The 23,370-nt window shown below is 66.9% G+C and carries 20 protein-coding genes and 1 pseudogene; 18 read left to right on the forward strand and 3 right to left on the reverse strand.

The features are described from left to right. Positions 1–86: 86 nt before the first annotated feature. The 17 genes and pseudogenes from HMPREF2924_RS29895 to HMPREF2924_RS29975 all read left to right on the forward strand — a co-directional run bounded on the left by HMPREF2924_RS29895 (position 87) and on the right by HMPREF2924_RS29975 (position 18,862). Positions 87–1,706 carry an MFS transporter gene (locus tag HMPREF2924_RS29895; protein ID WP_003129886.1) on the forward strand — a complete coding sequence of 540 codons (1,620 nt, stop codon included), beginning with the start codon at positions 87–89 and terminating at the stop codon, positions 1,704–1,706. A gap of 266 nt (positions 1,707–1,972) precedes the next feature. Beyond that, positions 1,973–3,601: pseudogene (gene wspA, locus HMPREF2924_RS29900) on the forward strand (Wsp signal transduction system chemoreceptor WspA). Positions 3,602–3,605: 4 nt separating this feature from the next. After that, a complete protein-coding gene (locus HMPREF2924_RS29905) occupies positions 3,606–4,121 on the forward strand; it encodes a chemotaxis protein CheW (protein ID WP_003129892.1) in 516 nt (171 codons plus the stop codon). Then, positions 4,118–5,386, forward strand: coding sequence for a CheR family methyltransferase (locus HMPREF2924_RS29910; RefSeq protein WP_003129894.1), 1,269 nt, complete (start codon positions 4,118–4,120; stop codon positions 5,384–5,386). Before HMPREF2924_RS29905 ends, HMPREF2924_RS29910 begins: the two co-directional genes overlap by 4 nt. Continuing rightward, positions 5,379–6,068: a chemotaxis protein CheW gene (locus HMPREF2924_RS29915; protein ID WP_003103738.1), complete on the forward strand. Its 690-nt coding sequence runs from the start codon at positions 5,379–5,381 to the stop codon at positions 6,066–6,068. The genes HMPREF2924_RS29910 and HMPREF2924_RS29915 overlap by 8 nt, the downstream gene beginning before the upstream one ends. Continuing rightward, a complete protein-coding gene (gene wspE, locus HMPREF2924_RS29920; RefSeq protein WP_003129896.1) occupies positions 6,065–8,374 on the forward strand; it encodes a Wsp signal transduction system sensor histidine kinase WspE in 2,310 nt (769 codons plus the stop codon). The genes HMPREF2924_RS29915 and wspE overlap by 4 nt, the downstream gene beginning before the upstream one ends. Beyond that, on the forward strand, positions 8,371–9,378 hold the full coding sequence (gene wspF / locus HMPREF2924_RS29925; RefSeq protein WP_003092534.1) for a Wsp signal transduction system protein-glutamate methylesterase WspF: 1,008 nt from the start codon (positions 8,371–8,373) through the stop codon (positions 9,376–9,378). The genes wspE and wspF overlap by 4 nt, the downstream gene beginning before the upstream one ends. Positions 9,379–9,485: 107 nt before the next feature. Further along, on the forward strand, positions 9,486–10,529 hold the full coding sequence (wspR, locus tag HMPREF2924_RS29930; protein ID WP_003092531.1) for a Wsp signal transduction system regulator diguanylate cyclase WspR: 1,044 nt from the start codon (positions 9,486–9,488) through the stop codon (positions 10,527–10,529). 122 nt (positions 10,530–10,651) lie between these two features. Then, a protein-coding gene (prfB, locus tag HMPREF2924_RS29935; protein WP_010895661.1) for a peptide chain release factor 2 occupies positions 10,652–11,747 on the forward strand; the annotation gives its coding sequence in 2 pieces (ribosomal slippage) (positions 10,652–10,723 and positions 10,725–11,747; 1,095 coding nt in all). Positions 11,748–11,924: 177 nt separating this feature from the next. Then, complete coding sequence (gene lysS / locus HMPREF2924_RS29940) at positions 11,925–13,430, forward strand: lysine--tRNA ligase (protein WP_003092523.1); 1,506 nt, start codon at positions 11,925–11,927, stop codon at positions 13,428–13,430. A gap of 211 nt (positions 13,431–13,641) precedes the next feature. Then, a complete protein-coding gene (locus HMPREF2924_RS29945) occupies positions 13,642–14,355 on the forward strand; it encodes a TetR/AcrR family transcriptional regulator (protein ID WP_003092520.1) in 714 nt (237 codons plus the stop codon). Between the two features lie 96 nt (positions 14,356–14,451). Continuing rightward, a complete protein-coding gene (locus tag HMPREF2924_RS29950; protein ID WP_003129900.1) occupies positions 14,452–15,003 on the forward strand; it encodes a hypothetical protein in 552 nt (183 codons plus the stop codon). 8 nt (positions 15,004–15,011) lie between these two features. Beyond that, positions 15,012–16,307, forward strand: coding sequence for a flavohemoglobin expression-modulating QEGLA motif protein (locus HMPREF2924_RS29955; RefSeq protein ID WP_003092515.1), 1,296 nt, complete (start codon positions 15,012–15,014; stop codon positions 16,305–16,307). Between the two features lie 68 nt (positions 16,308–16,375). After that, entirely contained in the window at positions 16,376–17,122 is a 747-nt protein-coding gene (locus HMPREF2924_RS29960; RefSeq protein WP_003113847.1) for a TIGR00266 family protein, read from the forward strand. Beyond that, the gene (locus tag HMPREF2924_RS29965; RefSeq protein WP_003110625.1) at positions 17,119–18,024 is read left to right on the forward strand and encodes an alpha/beta hydrolase; all 906 of its coding nucleotides are present in this window, start codon (positions 17,119–17,121) and stop codon (positions 18,022–18,024) included. The genes HMPREF2924_RS29960 and HMPREF2924_RS29965 overlap by 4 nt, the downstream gene beginning before the upstream one ends. Then, a complete protein-coding gene (locus HMPREF2924_RS29970) occupies positions 18,021–18,344 on the forward strand; it encodes a PA3694 family proteiin (RefSeq protein ID WP_003092509.1) in 324 nt (107 codons plus the stop codon). The genes HMPREF2924_RS29965 and HMPREF2924_RS29970 overlap by 4 nt, the downstream gene beginning before the upstream one ends. Continuing rightward, positions 18,341–18,862, forward strand: a complete 522-nt coding sequence (locus HMPREF2924_RS29975) for an O-acetyl-ADP-ribose deacetylase (RefSeq protein WP_003092502.1) — start codon at positions 18,341–18,343, stop codon at positions 18,860–18,862. The genes HMPREF2924_RS29970 and HMPREF2924_RS29975 overlap by 4 nt, the downstream gene beginning before the upstream one ends. Before the next feature lie 75 nt (positions 18,863–18,937). Here HMPREF2924_RS29975 and HMPREF2924_RS29980 read toward each other — a convergent pair whose 3' ends face one another. The 3 genes from HMPREF2924_RS29980 to HMPREF2924_RS29990 all read right to left on the reverse strand — a co-directional run bounded on the left by HMPREF2924_RS29980 (position 18,938) and on the right by HMPREF2924_RS29990 (position 22,778). Next, complete coding sequence (locus tag HMPREF2924_RS29980; RefSeq protein WP_003092499.1) at positions 18,938–19,723, reverse strand: lipotoxin F family OmpA-related lipoprotein LptF; 786 nt, start codon at positions 19,721–19,723, stop codon at positions 18,938–18,940. 48 nt (positions 19,724–19,771) lie between these two features. After that, on the reverse strand, positions 19,772–20,176 hold the full coding sequence (locus tag HMPREF2924_RS29985; RefSeq protein WP_003092495.1) for a DUF4398 domain-containing protein: 405 nt from the start codon (positions 20,174–20,176) through the stop codon (positions 19,772–19,774). 379 nt (positions 20,177–20,555) lie between these two features. Further along, positions 20,556–22,778 (reverse strand): heavy metal translocating P-type ATPase, encoded by a 2,223-nt coding sequence (locus tag HMPREF2924_RS29990; protein WP_003092492.1) that lies wholly within the window; start codon positions 22,776–22,778, stop codon positions 20,556–20,558. 113 nt (positions 22,779–22,891) lie between these two features. Between HMPREF2924_RS29990 and cadR the strand changes: the two genes are divergently transcribed. Then, entirely contained in the window at positions 22,892–23,362 is a 471-nt protein-coding gene (cadR, locus tag HMPREF2924_RS29995; protein WP_003092490.1) for a Cd(II)/Pb(II)-responsive transcriptional regulator, read from the forward strand. Positions 23,363–23,370 lie beyond the last annotated feature (8 nt).

Here is a 23,370-nt window from a genome sequence, read left to right on the forward strand (position 1 = left end):
GTGGCGCCCGGCGCCGCAGCGGTCGACGCTGAAAACGGAAATGGCAGACAACAATAAGAGCCCCCACAAGGGGCGGGAGAGCCGCAATGACCGAGTACGCAACGACCCCTTCCTACACAGTGCCTGCGACCACGCCCCAGGAGGAGCGCAAGGTGATCTTCGCCTCCTCGCTGGGCACGGTCTTCGAGTGGTACGACTTCTTCCTCTACGGCGCCCTGGCGGCGGTGATCAGCAAGCAGTTCTTCGCCGGCGTCAACGACACCACGGCCTTCATCTTCGCCCTGATGGCCTTCGCCGCCGGCTTCCTGGTGCGGCCCTTCGGCGCGCTGGTGTTCGGCCGCCTGGGCGACATGATCGGGCGCAAGTACACCTTCCTGGTGACCATCCTGCTGATGGGGCTGTCGACCTTCGCCGTCGGCCTGCTGCCCACCTATGCCTCGATCGGGGTCGCCGCGCCGATCATCCTGGTCACCTTGCGCATGCTCCAGGGCCTGGCCCTGGGCGGCGAGTACGGCGGCGCGGCGATCTACGTCGCCGAGCACGCCCCGGCGAACAAGCGCGGTAGCTACACCAGTTGGATCCAGTCCACCGCGACCCTCGGCCTGTTGCTCTCGCTGCTGGTGATCCTGGCCTGCCGCCAGTTGACCGGCGACGAGTTCGAGACCTGGGGCTGGCGCCTGCCATTCCTGCTGTCCATCGTCCTGCTGGGCATTTCCACCTGGATCCGCCTGTCCATGCGCGAGTCGCCGGCGTTCCTCAAGATGAAGGCCGAGGGCAAGGTCAGCAAGGCGCCGCTGCGCGAGTCCTTCACCCAGTGGGGCAACCTGAAGGTGGTGTTGACCGCGCTGTTCAGCATCAATGCCGGCCAGGCGGTGACCTTCTACACGGCGCAGTTCTACGTGCTGTTCTTCCTCACCCAGGTGCTCAAGGTCGATGGCGGCACCGCCAACGGTCTGCTGATCGTCGCCCTGGTGCTTGGCGCGCCGTTCTTCATCGTCGCCGGCTGGCTGTCCGACCGCATCGGCCGCAAGCCAGTGCTGCTGGCCGGCCTGCTGCTCGCCACGCTGTTCTACTTCCCGCTGTTCAAGGGCTTGACCCACTACGCCAATCCGGCCATCGACCAGGCCAGCCGGCAGTCGCCGATCAGCGTGGTGGCCGACCCGGCGACCTGCACCTTCCAGTTCGACCCGGTGGGCAAGGCGACCTTCGACAGCCCCTGCGACAAGGTCAAGACCTTCCTGGTCAAGGCCGGCCTGCCCTACTCGACGGTGGCGGCGCCCGCCGGCAGCGACGTCAGGATACGGGTCGGCGAGACCGAGATCGCCGGCTTCGACGCCGAAGCGATGGCGGCCGCGGTGAAGGCGGCAGGCTACCCGCAGCAGGCCGACGGTAACCAGGTGAACAAGCCGATGGTGATCGCCATCATCTTCGCCCTGGTGCTGATCTCCACCCTCTGCTACGGCCCGCTGGCGGCGCTGATGGTCGAACTGTTCCCGACCCGCATCCGCTATTCCTCGCTGTCCCTGCCGTACCACATCGGCAACGGCTGGTTCGGCGGCTTCCTGCCCACGGTCTCGTTCGCCCTGGTGGTGTACACCGGCGACATCTTCTACGGCCTCTGGTATCCGGTGCTGATCACCGGCGGCAGCCTGGTCTGCGCCTTGCTGTTCCTCCGCGAAACCCGCCATACCGACATCCACCGGTGACATCGCGCCCCGTTCCCGGCATGGGGACGGGGCGCTCATTCCCTCCGTGATGTGCCTGTCTTCTCAGAAAAGTCTGGCTTGCCAGTTTTCTTTCTTTGTCTTTCTGCCACACTTCTGGCGTCAAAAAACGCCTTTCCAGCGCCTACAATAGCGGGAAAACCCTATGGCGCTGCTTGCCGGTGCCGGGGACGGCCTATACAGTCCGCGCGATTGACGGGCCGTTGTGGCGGCAGGAACGAATCCGGACTCGAGTCTTGGGGAAAAATGTGAAGAACTGGACTGTTCGCCAGCGAATCCTGGCAAGTTTCGCCGTGATCATCGCGATCATGCTGCTGATGGCCGCTACTGCGTACGTGAAGATGTTGACGGTGGAAAAGGGCGCCTACCGTGTCCAGGACGACGCCATGCCGGGGATGTACTTCATCACCCTGGTACGCAGTTCGTGGACCGACAACTACCTGCAGACCCAGGAACTGTTCGGCGTCACCGACGACCACGAGCTGAGCAAGGCCGAGGCTGACAGCATCCTTGCCAGCGAGGAGCGCCTGGACCAGCAGATCGCCTCCTACCAGAAGACCATGAACCCGGACGAGGCCCGCGACCACGAACTGCTCGCCGGCTTCCTGGGTGTGCGCAAGGCCTACCTGGAGCAGCACGACAAGGTGCTCGAGCTGTATCGCGAGAAACGCTTCGAAGAAGCCGGCAAGCTCGTCGCCGGCCCGTTGACCGAGCACTGGCGCGACGGTCGCAAGTACCTCAACGAGCTGATCGAGCTGAACAAGGACATCGCCGATCGCGCCTCGGAGAACATCGTCAACGCGGTGGACGACGCCGAACTGAGCATGCTGGTGACCCTGTTGCTGGCGGTGGTGGTAGCCGGCATCTGCGGGTTCCTGCTGTTGCGGGCGATCACCCAGCCGATCCAGAAGATCGTCCGCAGCCTCGACCTGATGGCCGGTGGCGACCTCACCGCACGCCTGAACCTCGGCCGGCGTGACGAATTCGGCGCCATCGAGACCGGTTTCAACGGCATGGCCGAAGAGCTCAAGGGCCTGGTGTCGCAGGCCCAGCGTTCTTCGGTGCAGGTCACCACCTCGGTCACCGAGATCGCCGCGACCTCCAAGCAGCAGCAGGCCACCGCCACCGAAACCGCTGCGACCACCACGGAGATCGGCGCCACTTCTCGCGAGATCGCCGCCACCTCGCGCGACCTGGTGCGGACCATGAGCGAAGTCTCCGGTGCCGCCGAGCAGACTTCGACCCTGGCCGGTTCCGGCCAGTTGGGCCTGGCGCGCATGGAGGAAACCATGCACCACGTGATGGGTGCGGCCGACCTGGTCAACGCCAAGCTGGCGATCCTCAACGAGAAGGCCGGCAACATCAACCAGGTGGTCACCACCATCGTCAAGGTCGCCGACCAGACCAACCTGCTCTCGCTGAACGCCGCCATCGAGGCGGAGAAGGCCGGCGAGTACGGCCGCGGGTTCGCCGTGGTGGCCACCGAGGTGCGCCGGCTGGCGGACCAGACCGCGGTCGCCACCTACGACATTGAGCAGATGGTGCGCGAGATCCAGTCGGCGGTATCGGCCGGGGTGATGGGCATGGACAAGTTCTCCGAGGAGGTCCGCCGCGGTATCGCCGAGGTCGGCCAGGTCGGCGAGCAACTGTCGCAGATCATCCAGCAGGTGCAGGCGCTGGCGCCGCGGGTGCAGATGGTCAACGAGGGTATGCAGGCCCAGGCTACCGGTGCCGAGTAGATCAACCAGGCGCTGGTGCAATTGGGCGAGGCCACCGGGCAGACCGTGGAGTCGCTGCGCCAGGCCAGCTTCGCCATCGATGAGCTGAACCTGGTGGCGAACGGGCTGCGCAACGGCGTATCCCGCTTCAAAGTCTGAGGCTGTGACCGTGTCCCGCTCCACCGGCGATCATCGACGCACCAGCAAGCTGTTCCTGCTGTTCCGCATGGAAGGCGACCGCTATGCCCTGGATGCCCGCGAAGTGGTCGAAGTGCTGCCGCTGCTGCGCCTGAAGCGCATTCCGGAGGCGCCGGAATGGGTCGCCGGGGTGTTCTCCCATCGCGGCGTCCTGGTCCCGGTGCTCGACCTCTGCGCAATGGCCTTCGGCCGCGCGGCGCTGGCCCGCACCAGCACGCGCATCGTGCTGGTCGAATACCGCGCCCGCCAGGACCGGGAGCCGGTCTGGCTCGGACTGATCCTCGAACAGGCCACCGATACCCTGCGCTGCGAACCGTCGGCGTTCCGCGACTATGGCCTGGACAACGGCGAGGCCCGCTATCTCGGTCCGGTTTATGAAGGTCCGCGGGGACTGGTGCAATGGGTGCGGGTCGAGGCATTGCTGCCTGACGAAGTGCGTGCCCTGCTGTTTCCGCCGGAGTGCGGCGAGGGGGCGGCATGAACGATCGCTTCGAACGCCTGCTCAAGAGCAGGATCGGCCTGGATGCCAGCTCGGTGGGCAGCGCGGTGATCGAGCGCGCGGTACGCCAGCGCATGAGCGGCCTCGCGCTGCACGACGAGGACGAATACTGGATGCGCCTGAACGGCTCGCCGGGCGAGGTGCAGGCGCTGATCGAAGCGGTGGTGGTGCCGGAGACCTGGTTCTTCCGCTACCCGGAGTCGTTCACCACCCTCGCCAGGCTGGCCTTCGAGCGCCTGCCGAGCCTGGGCGGCGGACGCGCGCTAAGGATCCTCAGCCTGCCCTGTTCCACCGGCGAGGAGCCGTATTCCATCGTCATGGCCTTGCTCGATGCCGGGCTCTCCGAGTACCTGTTCGAGGTCGACGCCCTGGACGTCAGCGCTCGGGTGATCGAGCGCGCCAGCCTCGGGGTGTACGGCAGGAATTCCTTCCGCGGCGATGAACTGGGGTTTCGCGACCGCCATTTCAGCGAGGTTGCCGATGGCTACCAGTTGGCCGAGCAGGTTCGCCGCAAGGTGCGCTTCCGCTGCGGCAATTTGCTCGATCCCGGGCTACTGGCGGGCGAGGCACCCTACGATTTCGTGTTCTGCCGCAACCTGCTGATCTATTTCGACCGCCCGACCCAGAGCGAGGTGGTCGAGGTGCTCAAGCGCCTGTTGCGGCCGGACGGCGCGATGTTCATCGGACCAGCCGAGGCGAGCCTGCTCAGCCAGCATGGCATGCAGCCGATCGGCGTGCCGCTGTCTTTCGTGTTCCGCCGGACCAGCGAGGCGCCCCGCGGCGCGCGGCCCAAAGCGGTGAGCGACGGAGCGCGCCCGGTCGTTGCCGCCGCCGCGGAACGTGCGAGTGTTCGGCCTTCGCCGCCGCCACCGGCGAAACCGCGCCAACGCCTGTCCAGCCTGGTTCCGCCAGCCAGCGGCCAGCCTCTCGCCAGTCCCGTCGGCGAGTTCGACGAAATCGCCCGCCTGGCGGATGCCGGCCAGCACCGCGAGGCGCGCGCCGCCTGCGAGCGTCAACTGGCCGCGCGTGGGCCGTCGGCCACGGTCTTCTACTGGCTCGGGCTGCTCAGCGATGTCGCCGGGCAGGAGCAGGAAGCCCAGGATTTCTACCGCAAGGCCCTGTACCTGGAGCCGCAGCACGCCGAGGCGCTGGCGCACCTGGCGGCGCTGCTCGCCGCTCGCGGCGACCATGCCGGCGCCCGGCGCCTGCAGCAACGTGCGGCCCGTGGAGTGAACAAAGATGGTTGAGGCGAGCCTGACCTTGCTCGATACCCAACAGGTGGATGACTGCTGGAACCGCATCGGCGTGCATGGCGACAAGTCCTGCGAACGCCTGGCCGAGCATGTCCATTGCCGCAACTGCGAGGTTTACGCTGCCGCGGCGACCTACTTGCTGGACCGCATCGCCCTGCGCCAGGACCAGCTCGACAGCGCCGAAACGATGGACAGCCAGCGCGAACAGAGCGACCTCGGCGAGACGCGTTCGATCCTGGTGTTCCGCCTGGGCGAAGAGTGGTTCGGCCTGGCCACCGGCAGCCTGGTGGAAGTGGCGCCGATGAACCCTATCCATTCCCTGCCGCACCAGCGCTCGCGCGCCCTGCAAGGGGTGACCAACGTGCGCGGCGCGCTGGTCGCCTGTCTTTCCCTGGGCGAACTGCTGGATCTCGAACCCGGCGCCGCGCCGGTCAGCGAGCGCCGGGTGGTTCCGCGCATGCTGATCATTTCCGCCGCCGGCGGTCCGGTGGTGGCGCCGGTGGAGGAAGTCGACGGCATCCATGCGATTCCGCTGGCGCGGATACTGCCGCCCAACCACGCCGACGGCCAGGCCTCGCGCCGGCACGTGGCCGGCGTGCTGCAATGGCGTGAGCGGAGCATCACCCTGCTCGACGAAGGCCCTCTCCTGCAAGCCGTAGCGCGGAGCCTGGCATGACCCCGGACCAGATGAGAGACGCGTCGCTGCTCGAGCTGTTCCGGCTCGAGGCGGAGGCCCAGACCCAGGTGCTCAACGCCGGCCTGATGGCGCTGGAGCGCAGCCCGACCCAGGCCGACCAACTGGAAGCCTGCATGCGCGCCGCGCACTCGCTGAAAGGCGCGGCGCGGATTGTCGGGCTGGACGCCGGCGTGCGCGTGGCGCACGTCATGGAGGATTGCCTGGTGGAGGCGCAGGACGGACGCCTGCTCCTGCAATCGGAACATATCGATGCGTTGCTCCAGGGCTGCGACCTGTTGCTGCGTATCGGCACACCGCCCGCCGGCGACGCAGGCTGGGCCGAAGGCGCCGGGCGGGAAGAGATCGACGGTCTGGTGCAGCGCCTCGAAGGCCTGGTGCGCAGCGGCCTGCCGCTGGCCCGCGCGGAGCTGCCGGCGACGACTCCCGGCCTGCCGGAAGCGGCCCCCGAGGCGCCGCCAGCGGCGTCAGCGGCCGCCAGCGACGACAACGACGAGGAGCCCGCCGGGCAGGCGGGCGGCGAACAGGCCGAGGAGCGCCGCAGCCGGGTCCTGCGGGTCACCGCCGAGCGCCTGGACCGGCTGCTGGATATCTCCAGCAAGTCGCTGGTGGAGTTCCAGCGCATCAAGCCGCTGGCCGATTCCCTGCAACGCCTGCGTCGCCTGCAGTCCAGCGCCAGCCGCGCGCTCGACGTGGTACGCGAGACGGTCCAGGAAACCGCCCTCGACCCGCAGGCCCAGGCCATGCTCGGCGAGGCGCGGCAACTGATCGGCGAATGCCAGCAGATGCTGGTGCAGCACATCGCCGATCTCGACGAGTTCGCCTGGCAGGGCGGCCAGCGCGCCCAGGTGCTCTACGACGCGGCGCTGGCCTCGCGGATGCGACCGTTCGCCGACGTCCTTAGCGGCCAGGCGCGGATGGTTCGCGACCTGGGCCGCTCGCTGGGCAAGCAGGTGCGCCTGCTGGTCGAGGGCGAAAGCACCCAGGTCGACCGGGATGTCCTGGAAAAACTCGAAGCGCCGCTCACCCACCTGCTGCGCAATGCCGTCGATCACGGTATCGAGGCGCCGGAAACCCGCCTCGCCGCCGGCAAGCCGGCCGAGGGCAGGATCACCATCCGTGCCCGCCACCACGCCGGCATGCTGGTCCTGGAACTGAGCGACGACGGCGGCGGCATCGATCTGCAGCGCCTGCGCGAGACCGTGCTCAATCGCCAGTTCGCCACCGCCGAGACCGCGGCGCAACTGAGCGAGGAGGAACTCCTGGCGTTTCTCTTCCTGCCCGGCTTCAGCATGCGCGAGCAGGTCACCGAGGTGTCCGGTCGCGGCGTCGGACTGGACGCCGTGCAGCACATGGTCCGCCAGTTGCGCGGCGGCGTGCGCATGGAGCAACGCCAGGGGCAGGGCACGCTGTTCCACGTCGAGGTGCCGCTGACCCTGTCCGTGGTGCGCAGCCTGGTGGTGGAGATCGGCGAGGAGGCCTACGCCTTCCCGCTGGCGCACATCGAGCGCATGTGCGAGCTGGAAGCGGAGGAGATCGTCCAGCTCGAAGGTCGCCAGCACTTCTGGTACGAGGGGCGCCATGTCGGCCTGGTCTCGGCTGCGCAACTGCTGCAGCGGCCCGAGAGCAGCCGCACCGAAGGGGCCATCCCGGTGGTGGTGGTGCGCGACCGCGATGCAGTCTACGGCGTCGCCGTGGAGCGTTTCGTCGGCGAGCGCACCCTGGTGGTGATGCCCCTCGATCCGCGCCTGGGCAAGGTGCGCGACGTTTCCGCCGGCGCCTTGCTGGACGACGGTTCGCCGGTGCTGATCCTGGACGTCGAGGACCTCCTGCATTCGGTCGGCAAGCTGCTCAGCAGCGGCCGCCTGGAGCGCATCGATCGCAGCCGGCGGCAGGCCGGCGGGGCGCAACGCAAGCGCATCCTGGTGGTCGACGACTCGCTCACGGTGCGTGAGCTGGAACGCAAGCTCCTGCTCGGCCGCGGCTACGACGTGGCAGTGGCGGTGGATGGCATGGACGGCTGGAACGCCCTGCGCTCGGAGCATTTCGACCTGCTCATCACCGATATCGACATGCCGCGCATGGACGGTATCGAACTGGTCACCCTGGTGCGTCGCGACAGCCGCCTGCAGTCGCTGCCGGTGATGGTGGTGTCCTACAAGGATCGTGAGGAGGACCGTCGGCGCGGTCTCGACGCCGGCGCCGACTATTATCTGGCGAAGGCCAGTTTCCACGATGAGGCCTTGCTGGATGCCGTCGTCGTCCTGATCGGAGAAGCACAGGGTTGAGGATCGGAATCGTCAATGACATGCCGTTGGCCGTCGAGGCGCTGCGCCGCGCGCTGGCCTTCGAGCCGCAGCACCAGATCGTCTGGGTCGCCAGCAACGGTGCCGAGGCGGTGACCCAGTGCGCCGCCGATACGCCCGACGTGGTGCTGATGGACCTGCTCATGCCGGTGATGGACGGCGTCGAGGCAACTCGTCGGATCATGGCGGAAAGTCCTTGCGCGATCGTGATTGTTACCGTCGATATCGAGCAGAATGTGCACCGGGTTTTCGAAGCGATGGGATATGGGGCGCTCGATGCGGTGAACACGCCGGCGCTGGGCATCGGCAACCCGCAAACGGCGGCGGCGCCGTTGTTGCGCAAGATTCAGAACGTCGGCTGGCTGATCGGCCAGCGCGATAACCGCGGCAAGGTTCAGGTGGTGCCGCCGAAGGCCGGCGGGGCGCGCCAGCGTCTGGTGGCGATCGGCGCCTCGGCTGGCGGTCCGGCGTCGCTCGCGGTGTTGCTCAAGCAACTGCCGGCCAGTTTCAATGCCGCGGTGGTGCTGGTGCAGCATGTCGACGAGGTCTTCGCCGCCGGCATGGCCGAATGGCTGGCCAGCGAATCGAAGCTGCCGGTGCGCCTGGCGCGCGATGGCGAGCCGCCGATACCGGGGCAGATCCTGCTGGCGGGGACCAACAATCACATCCGCCTGTTGCGCAACGGTTCGCTGGTGTACACCGCCGAACCGCGTTCTTTCGTGTACCGGCCGTCCATCGACGTGTTTTTCGAGAGCGTGGCGAACTATTGGCGTGGCGATGCCGTGGGCGTGCTGCTGACCGGCATGGGCCGCGATGGCGCCCAGGGCCTCAAGCAGATGCGCGAGCGCGGCTTCCTCACCATCGCCCAGGACCAGGCCAGTTGCGCTGTCTACGGGATGCCGAAGGCCGCGGCGGCGATCGATGCCGCGGTGCAGATCCTTTCCCTGGAAAAGATCGCCCCGCGCCTGGCGGAGGTATTCGATTAGCCGGGCGCGAGTCCGGCCAGGCGCCAGGGTAGGCGCCGACGCCCGCCGTGGCGGTGCGTGGAACAGCATTCAATTTGATACGAGGGGCCCCGGTCCCGGAGAGAAACATGCACAACCCTCATGAGAGCAAGACCGACCTGGGCGCCCCTCTGGACGGCGCGGTCATGGTACTGCTTGTCGATGATCAGGCCATGATCGGAGAGGCTGTGCGTCGCTCGCTGGCGAGCGAGGCGGGCATCGACTTCCACTTCTGTTCCGATCCGCAGCAGGCGGTGGCGGTGGCCAACCAGATCAAGCCGACGGTGATCCTCCAGGACCTGGTGATGCCCGGCGTCGACGGCCTCACGCTGCTCGCCGCCTACCGCGGCAACCCGGCGACCCGCGACATCCCGATCATCGTCCTGTCGACCAAGGAAGAGCCGACGGTGAAGAGCGCGGCGTTCGCCGCCGGCGCCAACGACTACCTGGTCAAGCTGCCGGACGCCATCGAGCTGGTGGCGCGGATCCGCTACCACTCGCGTTCGTACATCGCCCTGCAGCAACGCGACGAGGCCTATCGGGCGCTGCGCGAGAGCCAGCAGCAGTTGCTGGAGACCAACCTGGTGCTGCAGCGGCTGATGAACTCCGACGGCCTGACCGGGCTCTCCAACCGTCGTCACTTCGACGAATACCTGGAGATGGAGTGGCGCCGCTCGCTGCGCGAGCAGTCGCAACTGTCGCTGCTGATGATCGACGTGGACTATTTCAAGAGCTACAACGACACCTTCGGCCACGTCGCCGGCGACGAGGCCCTGCGCCAGGTCGCCGGGGCCATCCGCGAGGGCTGCAGTCGCTCCTCGGACCTGGCGGCGCGCTATGGCGGCGAGGAGTTCGCCATGGTCCTGCCGGGCACCTCGCCGGGCGGCGCGCGGCTGCTGGCGGAAAAGGTCCGGCGTACGGTGGAGAGCCTGCAGATCAGCCACGACCAGCCACGCCCGGGCTCGTACCTGACCGTCAGCATCGGCGTCAGCACCCTGGTGCCGGGCGGCGGCGGACAGACCTTCCGGGTTCTCATCGAGATGGCCGACCAGGCGCTCTACCAGGCCAAGAACAATGGCCGCAACCAGGTTGGCCTGATGGAACAGCCGGTGCCGCCAGCCCCGGCGGGCTGAGCGGCGCGCGGCGGCCATGCGTCGCCGGCCGGCATTAAATAGAGGCCGGCGTACTGCCCGCAGGGCGCAAGTGCAGTATACTTCGCAGCTTTTCGACGTTTTCCCGCGAGTGAGCGCCAGCCATGGAAATCAACCCGATCCTCAACAGCATCAAGGACCTCTCCGAGCGCACCCAGACCATTCGGGGGTATCTTTGACTACGATCAGAAGCATGATCGCCTGGTCGAAGTAAACCGCGAGCTCGAAGACCCCAACGTCTGGAACAACCCCGAATACGCCCAGAACCTCGGCCGCGAGCGCGCCCAGCTGGCGCAGGTGGTGGAAACCCTGGACGACCTGACCAGCGGCCTGGCCGATTCCCGCGACCTGCTGGACATGGCGGTCGAGGAAGACGACGAGGGCGCCGTCGACGACGTTGCCAACGAAGTCGAGCGTCTGCGCGAGATCCTCGAGAAGCTGGAGTTCCGCCGCATGTTCAGCGGCGAGATGGACCCGAACAACGCCTACCTGGACATCCAGGCCGGCTCCGGCGGCACCGAGGCCCAGGACTGGGCCAACATGCTGCTGCGCATGTACCTGCGCTGGGCCGACAAGCACGGCTTCGACGCCACTATCATCGAGCTGTCCGAGGGCGAGGTCGCCGGCATCAAGGGCGCCACCGTGCACATCAAGGGCGAGTACGCGTTCGGCTGGCTGCGCACCGAGATCGGCGTGCACCGCCTGGTGCGCAAGAGTCCGTTCGACTCCGGCAACCGTCGCCACACCTCGTTCACCGCGGTGTTCGTATCGCCGGAAATCGACGACAACATCGAGATCGAGATCAACCCGGCCGACCTGCGCATCGATACCTACCGCTCCTCCGGCGCGGGCGGTCAGCACGTGAACACCACCGATTCGGCGGTGCGGATCACCCACGTGCCGACCAATACCGTGGTGGCGTGCCAGAACGAACGCTCCCAGCACGCCAACAAGGACACCGCGATGAAGATGCTGCGGGCCAAGTTGTACGAGCTGGAAATGCAGAAGCGTACCGCTGCGTCCCAGGCCCTGGAGGACTCCAAGTCCGACATCGGCTGGGGCCACCAGATCCGCTCCTACGTGCTCGACCAGTCGCGGATCAAGGACCTGCGTACCGGTATCGAGCGCAGCGACTGCGACAAGGTGCTCGACGGCGATCTAGACGAATACCTCGAAGCCAGCCTCAAACAGGGGCTGTAAAGCTGCTGCGCCTGGCCAGGCCGCGTTGGAAAATGGTTCGGACTGCTCGTTTACGATCGTGAACGCCGCGTCCTTGCCATTTCCCGCCTTGCCTGGCCGGCGTTCGCTACGCTTTTCGCCCCTGTTGCGCAATCCGTTTCCACAGGCAAGAGAGCCTAACCAGGAACCACCAAGACCATGAGCGACCAACAACTCGACCAGCACGAACTGCAACAGGAAGAAAACAAGCTGATCGCCCAGCGCAAGGAAAAACTTGCCGCCGTGCGCGAAGCCCGGGCCATCGCCTTCCCCAACGACTTCCGCCGCGACGCCTACTTCGCGGACCTGCAGAAACAGTACGCCGACAAGACCAAGGAAGAGCTGGAAGCTGCAGCGATCCCGGTCAAGGTGGCCGGTCGGATCATGCTCAACCGCGGTTCCTTCATCGTCCTCCAGGACAGCAGCGAGCGCCTGCAGGTCTACGTCAACCGCAAGACCCTGCCGGAAGAAACCCTGGCCGAGATCAAGACCTGGGACCTGGGCGACATCATCGGCGCCGAAGGCGTGCTGGCCCGCTCGGGCAAGGGCGACCTGTACGTCGACATGACCAGCGTGCGCCTGCTGACCAAGTCGCTGCGTCCGCTGCCGGACAAGCACCATGGCCTGACCGACACCGAGCAGCGCTACCGCCAGCGCTACGTCGACCTGATGGTCAACGAGGAAACCCGCCACACCTTCCGCGTGCGCTCCCAGGTCATCGCCCACATCCGCCGTTTCCTCAGCGAGCGCGGTTTCCTCGAAGTGGAGACCCCGATGCTGCAGACCATCCCCGGCGGCGCCGCGGCCAAGCCGTTCGAGACCCATCACAACGCGCTGGACATGGCCATGTTCCTGCGCATCGCCCCGGAGCTGTACCTCAAGCGCCTGGTGGTCGGCGGTTTCGAGAAGGTCTTCGAGATCAACCGCAACTTCCGTAACGAAGGCGTCTCGACCCGGCACAACCCCGAGTTCACCATGCTCGAGTTCTACCAGGCCTACGCCGACTACGAAGACAACATGGACCTGACCGAGGAACTGTTCCGCGAACTGGCCCAGGCGGTACTCGGTACCACCGACGTGCCCTACGGCGACAAGGTCTTCCACTTCGGCGAGCCGTTCGTGCGCCTGTCGGTGTTCGATTCGATCCTCAAGTACAACCCGGAGATCAGCGCCGCCGACCTCAACGACGTCGAGAAGGCGCGGGCCATCGCCAAGAAGGCCGGCGCCAAGGTCCTCGGCCACGAAGGCCTGGGCAAGCTGCAGGTGATGATTTTCGAGGAACTGGTGGAGCACAAGCTGGAGCAGCCGCACTTCATCACCCGCTACCCCTTCGAGGTCTCGCCGCTGGCCCGCCGCAACGACGAAGACCCGAGCGTCACCGACCGCTTCGAGCTGTTCATCGGCGGCCGCGAGATCGCCAACGCCTATTCCGAGCTGAACGACGCCGAGGACCAGGCCGAGCGCTTCATGCTGCAGGTCAAGGAGAAGGACGCTGGCGACGACGAGGCGATGCACTACGACGCCGACTTCATCAATGCCCTGGAATACGGCATGCCGCCGACCGCCGGCGAAGGCATCGGCATCGACCGCCTGGTGATGCTGCTGACCAACTCGCCGTCGATCCGCGACGTGATCCTGTTCCCGCACATGCGCCCGCAGGCCTGAGCGCCGCAACAGTCCATGGAAAAGCCGCCTTCGGGCGGTTTTTTCATGGCCGCGCGGTGTCTCGGCCGCCGGACCAGGGGTCGATAGCCGCCGATCTGCCGGCTGACCACGGGAGGTGCGGGTGGGATCGGAGCTTCCCCGGTAGCGGCCGATTGATTCCACGCGAAAAAGTCCGAACAATGCTCCATCGTCCGCGAGCGGAGGAAACACCGTGTCCCGAGTAGCTCCCAGAGACAGCGCCGCGCAGGCCGCCAGCGCGGTAGCCGAAAGCGTTCGTTACCAGGGCCGCAAGGCCAGCCGCCAGGGCAGCGAGCAGCGGCGCCAGGCGATTCTCGATGCCGCCATGCGCCTGATCGTCCGCGACGGCGTACGGGCCGTGCGCCACCGCGCGGTGGCCGCCGAGGCCCAGGTGCCGTTGTCGGCCACCACCTACTACTTCAAGGACATCGACGATCTCATCACCGACACCTTCGCCCTCTTCGTCGAGCGCAACGCAGAGGCGCTGTCGGCGTTCTGGAGCAGCGTGGAGGGCGACCTCCAGGAGATGGCCGCGGTGCTGGCCGACGACCCCGGCGCCCGTGGCTCGCTGGTGGAACGGATCGTCGAGCTGGCCGTGCAGTATGTCCAGGTCCAGCTCACCGAGCGCCGCGAGCACCTGCTGGCCGAACAGGCCTTCCGCCAGGAGGCGCTGCTCAACCCGCGCCTGCGCGAACTGGCCGATGCCCACCAGCGGATCCTCTCCCTCGGCGCCGTGCATTTCTTCCAGGTGCTCGGTTCCGGGCAGCCCGAGCAGGACGCCAAGGTGTTGACGTCGATTATTCTGCAGATGGAATATCAGGGCCTCGTGGACGGGGTCGAGCAACTGGCCGTGGACGAAATGCGCGCCATACTCAGACGGTACCTGAATCTGGTCATGGGCCTGTGACCTGAGCGTCAACCCCGCCATGGCGGGGTTTTTCATACCCGAACCTTCCCTCGGCCAGCCGGTCGCAGGTAGCGGAGGGTTCCTAAGGAGCGTGTGATGAAAGCCTGGCGTTGCCTGGTGGTCCTGAGTTTCCTGCTGTTGGGCGGTTGCCTGGTCACCTTCAAGGAGCCGATACCGCCGCGCGAGGCGGCGCCGAGCCACCTGCTCGGGACCTGGAGCCGCGAGAACGAGTGGAAGGAAGAACAATTCCTGGAGATCACCCGTTCCGGCAGCAATGTCTACCGCGCGGTCAGCTACGTGGACAGCAAGGACAATACCGAGAGCCTGGAGGACTACGGCTTCACCGTCTCCCACCAGGGCAAGCGCTGGTACCTGTCGGCCGGCCTGCCGAAGAGCCTGGGCGGCAACTTCGTCATCGCCGGCTTCGAGATCACCGACGGTGACGAGCTGGTAATCTACAACCTCGACGTCGAGCGCATCGTCGAGGACCTCGGCGCCGGCCAGCTCGACGGCGAGACCGTCGACAGCGAGCAGGGCAAGGGCGCGCTGGTGCGCAGCCCGTTGGAGAAGGTCTTCGCCTACCTGAACGATCCCGCCAATTCCGACGTGTTCGTCGAGGCCGCCCGCTTCCAGCGGGTCACCCAATGAGATTGCCGATGAGCCAGCGCAAGGCGCAGAACGACTACCAGAAGATCATCCGCTCCCTGTCCGATCGCATCGTCGAGGCGCAGACGCCGATCCGCGTGCTGGATGCGATCAAATGGGACGACGGGATCCGCCAGGACTTCCTCAAGGGCCGCGGCAAGCATGCGCCGAAGGTCGACCGCGGCTACTACGACAGCCGCCCGCTGGCCTTCGACGCCAGCGCCAAGAAGCAGGAATTCCAGAACATCGAGCGCGACATCACCCGCCAGTTGGGCCAGTTCAACCCGGTCGGGCAGATCATGCGGCGGATGTGCAAGGAATACCGAATGGTCATTCGCATGCTCGAGGCGCGCGGCACCCCGGACCTCGGGCTGATCTCCCAGGAACTCTACGGCTCGGCCTCGGACGCCTTCCATGCCGGTGATCCGACCCTGGCCGACCTCGGCCTGATGCTCTCCGACTACCTGAACAACATCGCCGACCGCGGCGATCTCAAGGACGAACCCAAGACCCTGACCGCCAAGGAGGTCGTGCCGATCCTCCAGGCGCGGCTGAACACCGTGTTCGGCGAGGAGGAGGGCACCATCCGCGTGTTCGAGTCCGACGGCATCGTCGCCGACGCGGCGGCCGGCGCCGACTACATCAAGGTACGCGCCGACGCCCTGTTCAACGAGCGCGACGTGCGCGCGCTGGAGGTCCACGAGGGCCTGGTGCACGTCGGCACCACCCTGAACGGCCTGAGCCAGCCGATCTGCACCTTCCTCGCCAAGGGACCGCCGTCCTCCACCGTGACCCAGGAAGGCCTGGCGATCCTGATGGAGGTGATCGCCTTCGCCTCCTACCCGACCCGCCTGCGCAAGCTGACCAATCGCACCCGGGCGATCCACATGGCCGAGGAGGGCGCCGATTTCCTCGACGTGTTCCACTTCTACCGCGAGCAGGGCTACAGCCTGGAGGACAGCTACCAGAACGCCAGCCGGGTCTTCCGCGGCTCGACCCCGGATGGCCTGCCGTTCACCAAGGACCTGTCCTACCTGAAGGGCTTCATCCTCATCTACAACTACATCCAGCTCGCCGTGCGCAAGGGCAAGCTCGAACAGATCCCCCTGCTGTTCTGCGGCAAGACCACCCTGGAAGACATGCGCACCCTGCGCCAACTGGTGGACGAGGGCCTGGTGGCGCCGCCGAAGTACCTGCCGCCGCAGTTCCGCGACCTCAACGCGCTGTCGGCCTGGATGTGCTTCTCGAACTTCCTCAACCACCTCAGCCTGGACCGCATCGAAGCGGACTACGCGAACATCCTCTGACCGTTCCCCGCCGTGCCGGTCTTTCCCGGTGCGCGCGGGCGGTCGGCCGGCAAGCAAGGAGAACGGCGATGGCCAGCCACGAACTCGACTACCGCATCCTCGGCGAATCCATGCAGACCGTGGAGATCGAACTCGACCCCGGGGAAACCGTGATCGCCGAGGCCGGGGCGATGAACTACATGACCGGCGACATCCGCTTCACCGCGCGGATGGGCGACGGCTCCGACGGCAGCCTGCTGGGCAAGCTGTGGAGCGCCGGCAAGCGCAAGCTCGGTGGCGAGTCGGTGTTCATGACCCACTTCACCAACGAAGGCCAGGGCAAGCAGCACGTGGCCTTTGCCGCGCCCTATCCGGGCAGCGTGGTGGCGGTGGACCTGGACGATGTCGGCGGGCGCCTGTTCTGCCAGAAGGACTCGTTCCTCTGCGCAGCCTATGGCACCCGGGTCGGCATCGCCTTCACCAAGCGCCTGGGCGCCGGTTTCTTCGGCGGCGAGGGCTTCATCCTGCAGAAGCTCGAGGGCGATGGCCTGGTCTTCGTCCACGCCGGCGGCACGCTGATCCGCCGCCAGTTGAATGGCGAGACGCTGCGGGTCGACACCGGTTGCCTGGTGGCCTTCACCGACGGCATCGATTACGACGTACAACTGGCCGGCGGCCTGAAGAGCATGCTGTTCGGCGGCGAAGGATTGCTGCTGACCACCCTCAAGGGCAGCGGCACCGTCTGGCTGCAGAGCCTGCCGTTCTCGCGCCTGGCCGGGCGCATCTACGACGCCACCTTTCGCGCCCGCGAAGAGGTAAGGACCAACAACGGATGAAGCGCCTGCTGATCCCGCTGCTGGTACTCGGCGCGCTGTTCCTCGGTGGTTGCAGTTCGCTGCTGTTCTATCCCGAGCCGGTGGTGCAGATCACCCCGGCGCGCGCCGGGCTGGAGTACCGCGACGTCACCCTGACCACCGCCGACGGCGTGCGCCTGCGCGCCTGGTGGCTGCCGGCGAAGAAAGGCGTGCCGGTGAAAGGCACCGTGCTCTACCTGCACGGCAACGGCGGCAACCTGTCCTGGCACCTCGGCGGCACCTGGTGGCTGCCCGCCGAGGGCTACCAGGTGCTGATGCTCGACTATCGCGGCTACGGCCAGTCGGAGGGCGAGCCGGGACTGCCGGAGGTCTACCGCGACATCGACGCGGCGTTCGCCTGGCTCGACCAGGCGCCGGAGGTGAAGGGCACCGAGCGCGTGCTGCTGGGGCAGAGTCTCGGCGGCGCGCTGGCGATCCACTACCTGGTCGAGCATCCGCAGCGCCAGGGCCAGTTCAAGGCGCTGGTGTTCGACGGGGTACCGGCGAGCTACCGCGGCATAGCCCGGCACATGCTGGACGGTTCCTGGCTGACCTGGCCGCTGCAGGTGCCGCTGTCCTGGCTGGTGCCCGACGACGACAGCGCCATCCATTCGGTGGCGCGGCTTTCTGGCGCACCCATGCTGTTCTTTCACAGTATCGACGATACCATTGTGCCCCTCGAGAACGGCATCGCCCTGTACCGCCAGGCGCGGCCGCCGAAGGTCCTGCAACTGACCCGAGGCGGCCACGTGCAGACCTTCGCCGAAGCGACCTGGCAGGAAGTGATGCTGCGCTTCCTCGACGATCCCCATGGCTTCACCGGCCTGCGCCGGCTGGCCGAAATCCCGAACCGCGAATCCGCGAAACCCGAAGGCAATCCATGAGCGACCGTAACGTACTCCCCTGCATCCTGACCGGCATCGGTACCATCTTCGTCACCGTCGGCGTGCTCTGGTACTACGGCTACCTGCATTTCGCCAAGCCGCAGGACGCCCTGTTGCTGGCCGACTTCACCATGCTGAAGAGCCTGCCCGGCGAAGATGTGAAGCTGTCCCTGGAGCCGGCCAAGCAGGTCGCGCAGTGCATCGATGGCGTCCTGGTGCTGTTCGACACCGAGCAGAAGGGCCTTTCCGGCGTGCTGGTGGACAACAGGAAGCACGCCGTGCGCTGCGCCGGACAGGAAGTCCCGCAGGAAGTGAAATGACCGAGGTCCGCGTCTGGCAGGGGGACATCACCCGTCTTGCGGTGGATGCCATCGTCAACGCGGCGAACTCCTCGCTGCTCGGTGGGGGCGGTGTCGACGGCGCCATCCACCGCGCCGCCGGTGCCGAACTGGTGGCGGCCTGCCGCCTGCTGCACGGTTGCAAGACCGGCGAGGCGAAGATCACCCGTGGGTTCCGTCTGCCGGCGGCCCACGTGATCCACACCGTCGGCCCGGTCTGGCGCGGCGGCGACAACGGCGAAGCGGAGCTGCTGGCCAGCTGCTACCGGCGCAGCCTGGCCCTGGCCGAGCAGGCCGGGGCGGCCAGCGTCGCGTTCCCCGCCATCAGCTGCGGCATCTACGGCTATCCCTTGGAGCAGGCCGCGGCCATCGCCGTCGAAGAGGTCTGCCGGCAACGCCCGGCGCACAGCAGCCTGGAGGAAATCGTCCTGGTTGCCTTCGATAGCTCGATGGCCGAGCGCTACCAGCGCTTGCTCGGCGAGCGGCCTGTGGCCCGCTGATACCTGGAAAGCTCAAGCCCCGCCCATGAAAAAGCCCCGCCGGATGGCGGGGCTTTTGGGCTTCCGTAGGGCTTATCAGCCGCTGACGGAGGAGCGTGGCGCGACCGGCTTGGCGTCGTTGGAAATGGTGACTTCCACCCGACGGTTCATGGCACGGCCGGAGCTGGTGCCGTTGCTGGCCACCGGATATTCCTTGCCGTAGCCACGGGTGGCTACGCGTTCCGGGCTGATGCCGCGGCTGAGCAGGGCCATGCGCACCGAGTCGGCACGACGCTCGGACAGGCGCTGGTTGTAGTTGGCGGAACCGGTGCTATCGGTGTAGCCCTCTACGATCACCTGGCGCTCCGGGTTCTGCTGGAGGAACTCGGCCAGTTGCTGGATGTTGCGCATGGCGCCGGGCTTCAGGTCGGACTTGTCGAGATCGAACAGCACGTCGCCGAAGGTCACCATGGTGCCGCGCGAGGTCTGCTTGGCATTCAGTTGGCTACGCAGCTTGTCCAGTTGCGCGGTGCGCGCGTCGAGGCGGGCCTGGGCGCGCTGGGCGGAGGCGTTCTGCAACTGCGCCTCGGCATTGCGCAGGACGATGGTCTGCTTGGCCAGTTCGATGCGCTGGTTGGTCAGGTAGGCCAGTTGGTCCACGTCGCGCTGGTCTTCGCCATCCTGGTAGGCCTTGTCGGCCTTGGCCAGCCAGTCGCCGGCGTCCTTGGTTTCCAGGGCCGCGACCTTGGTCGCGTCGGGCTGCGACTGCAGCGCGGAGAAGTTGCTGCGGGCCTGTTCCAGGTTGGCGTTCGGCGGCGTGGAGCAGGCGGCCAGCGCCAGGGCCAGCAGGGATACGGCGGGGAGGGCAATGTACTTACGCATAGGGGTCATCCTTAATCACGAATCGACGAAAGAAGGGCGGAATCCGGCTTAGTGCTGCGTATCGCGCATGCCTTCCTCACGCAGTTCCATGACGCCCTGCTGGGCATCCTTCACGGCTTTCTGCGCCTTGGCGGCCTGGGTCTTGCGCTCGGCGACCCGGGCGTCCCACTCGGCCTGCTGCGCCAGGCGCTTGGCCTGGTCGTATTCCTTGTCGTTCATGGCGATGCGCGCCTGGCTCAGCTTGTCCTGGGCGGACTTCATCTCGACCGGGGCATATTCCGGGCCGCCGGCGCTTACCGCGTTATTCACCGCGGACTCGGTCACGGCGAACTGCTCGGTCGGCGGGTTGCCGGCGCAGCCGGCCAGGACCAGGCTGCTGCCTACGGCCAGCAGGGCCAGCTTGAGGCCACGCAGGGAACCGGTGTGTTGCTTGCTCATCGCTTTTTGCTCCATGGGAAATTTCCTCTGACAGGGATGCTGATTCCTTGGCTTTCATCTCTGGCCATTACCGTGGGCGCGTTTCCGGCCCTCCGGTCTTTTCTTCCTGCTCACTGAGCAAGCCTCTGCCAGGCCTCTGTTTCAGGGGCTTGGCGATTGGCCATGTACTTTTAGTGACTCCCCCGCTGGTTCAGGGGTTCAAAAAAAAATCTGAAATTTTCTGACTGAACAGTCGGCTTCCGGCGTGGTCGCAGAACGCCACCTCTGCTCACTAAGGCCCGTCCTACAGGGCTCTAGTCCACGAAACGCACAACTGCCGCAGCGCTCCAGGACGGAACACTCGGGCAGAAAAAAGCCCCACCTGAGTGGGGCTGGAGGAGGCCAGTGGGGCCTTTCAGAAACGCTTGCGCAACAGTCGCAGACCGTTGAACACCACCAGCAGGCTGGCGCCCATGTCGGCGAATACCGCCATCCACAGGGTGCCTTCGCCGGCCAGGGTAAGGGCGAGGAACACCGCCTTGATGCCCAGGGCCAGGGTGATGTTCTGGACCAGGATCGCGTGGGTGGTGCGCGACAGCCGGACGAATTGCGGCAACTTGCGCAGGTCGTCGTCCATCAGCGCGACGCCGGCGGTCTCGATGGCCGTGTCGGTGCCCGCCGCGCCCATGGCGAAGCCGATGTCGGCGCGGGCCAGGGCCGGCGCGTCGTTGATCCCGTCGCCGACCATGCCGACCCGCGAGCCGTCGGCCTGGCGCGCTTCCACTTCACGCAGCTTGTCTTCCGGCAGGAGGTTGCCGCGAGCTGCGTCGATGCCTACCTGGGCAGCGATGGCGGCTGCGGTGTGCGGGTTGTCGCCGGTGAGCATCAGGGTCTTCACGTCCAGCGCGTGCAGCTCGCGGATCGCCTCGCGGCTGCTGTCCTTGACCCCGTCGGCGACGGCGAAGAGGGCCCGCACGCGCTGCGGATCGCACAGCGCGATGACCGTCTTGCCCTGGCGCTCCAGGGCGTCCAGGCGCTCTTCCAGGGCCGGCGAGCAGAGGCCCAGTTCCTCCACCAGGCGATGGTTGCCGAGGTGGTAGAGGACGCCGTCGATGCGTCCGCTGACGCCTCGTCCCGGCAGGGCGGCGAGGTCCTCGACCACGCCCAGGGCAAGGCCGTCCTCTTCCGCTGCGTTGGCCACGGCGCGCGATACCGGGTGGTCGGAACGCGCGGCCAGGCTGGCGGCGAGCAGGCGCGCATCCGTCCCGTCAGCCTCCGCGATCGGCAGGTAGTCGGTCTGTTGCGGTTTGCCATGGGTGATGGTGCCGGTCTTGTCGAGGGCGACCCAGGACAGCTTGCGCCCGAGTTCGAGGAACACCCCGCCCTTGATCAGGATGCCCAGGCGCGCCGCGGCGGAAAGGCCGCTGACGATGGTCACCGGGGTGGAGATCACCAGCGCGCAGGGACAGGCGATCACCAGCAGCACCAGGGCGCGGTAGATCCAGTCCAGCCAGGCGCCGCCGAACAGCAGCGGCGGCAGCACCGCGGTGGCGAGGGCGATGAGGAATACCACCGGGGTGTAGACGCGGGCGAAACTGTCGACGAAACGCTGGGTCGGTGCGCGGGAACCCTGGGCTTCCTCCACGGCGTGGATGATCCGGGCCAGGGTGCTGTCGTCGGCGCGGCGGGTGACGCGGTACTCCAGCGCGCCCTCGCCGTTGATGCTGCCGGCGAACACCGGCTCGCCGACCTCCTTCTCCACCGGCAGGCTTTCGCCGGTGATCGGCGCCTGGTTGACGCTGGAGCGGCCGCTGGTCACCTCGCCGTCGAGGGCGATGCGTTCGCCGGGCTTCACGCGCACGGTGGCTTCCAGTTCCACTTGCTTGGCCGGCAGCTCCTTCCATTCGCCGCCGACCAGCACGGTGGCTTGTTCCGGAGCCAGTTGCAGCAGGCCGCGGATGGCGTTGCGCGCGCGATCCAGGGACTTCGCCTCGATCAACTCGGCGATGGCGAACAGCACGCTGACCATCGCCGCTTCCGGCCACTGGCCGATGAGCACGGCGCCGGTCACGGCGATACTCATCAGGGCGTTGATGTTCAGGTTGCGGTTCTTCAGGGCGATCCAGCCCTTGCGGTAGGTCGGCAGGCCGGCGCCGAGGATGGCCAGCAGGGCGAGGCCGGCGACCACCCAGTCCGGCGCCAGGCCGAACCATTCGACGATCTCCGAGGCCAGCGCCATCGCGCCGGCCAGGGCCAGCGGCCACCAGGGCTTCGCCGGCGCTTGCGAGGGGCCGTCGGTATTTTCGCCGGCATCCAGCGGCACCGCCTGCATGCCGAGGCCGGCGATCAGCTTCTGCAGCGGCTCGACGCTGTCGAAGCGATGCTGGACGCGCAGCAGGCGCTGCATCAGGTTGAATTCCAGCGACTCCACTGCCGGCTGGCGACCAAGGGCGTCGCGGATCAGGCGTTCCTCGGTCGGGCAGTCCATCGCTTCGATGCGCAGGTCGCTCCAGCGCAACTCGGCGTTGCCGGCCAGGGTTCCGATGGCGGCCACCGCCGGGCGAGGCGCGTGGCGGTGCCCATGATCATGTCCGTGACCGTGACCGTGACAGCAAGTGTCGGCGTGTTCGTGGCTCATGGAAACAATTCCCGTTTGACGTGTTGGGTGCGATTGCACACCCTGTAGCAACTACAGAGTCAAGCGGTACTGCCAATTCGGGTAGCCGCGTCGGCGATTGGAGGAGGGTTGGCATGAAGATCGGTGAGCTGGCGAAGAGAACCGGTTGCCCGGTGGAGACCATCCGCTACTACGAGCGCGAAGGCCTGTTGCCCGAGCCCGCGCGTAGCGAAGGCAACTATCGGCAATACACCCTGGCGCATGTCGAGCGCCTGTCGTTCATCCGTCACTGCCGCTCGCTGGACATGACCCAGGAGGAAATCCGTACCCTGCTGGCGTTGCGCGACCGTCCCGAGGCGGATTGCGGCACCGCCAACCGGCTGATCGACGAGCACCTGCATCACGTCGAGGTGCGCATCGCCGAACTCCAGGCATTGCGCGAGCAACTGCAGGATCTCGGCTCACGCTGTACGGTCGCCGGCAACAGCCAGGCCTGCGGCATCCTCCGCGAACTGGAGCAGCCCGCGCCGCTGTCGCCTATCCCCGAGGAATGCGCCGAGGCCGGGCACATGCACGTTCCCGGCGTGCACCGCCGGCATGGCTGAAGTCGCGC

Origin of the sequence: Pseudomonas sp. HMSC063H08, assembly GCF_001813645.1 — a bacterium.
GTDB classification, from domain to species: Bacteria; Pseudomonadota; Gammaproteobacteria; order Pseudomonadales; family Pseudomonadaceae; genus Pseudomonas; species Pseudomonas aeruginosa.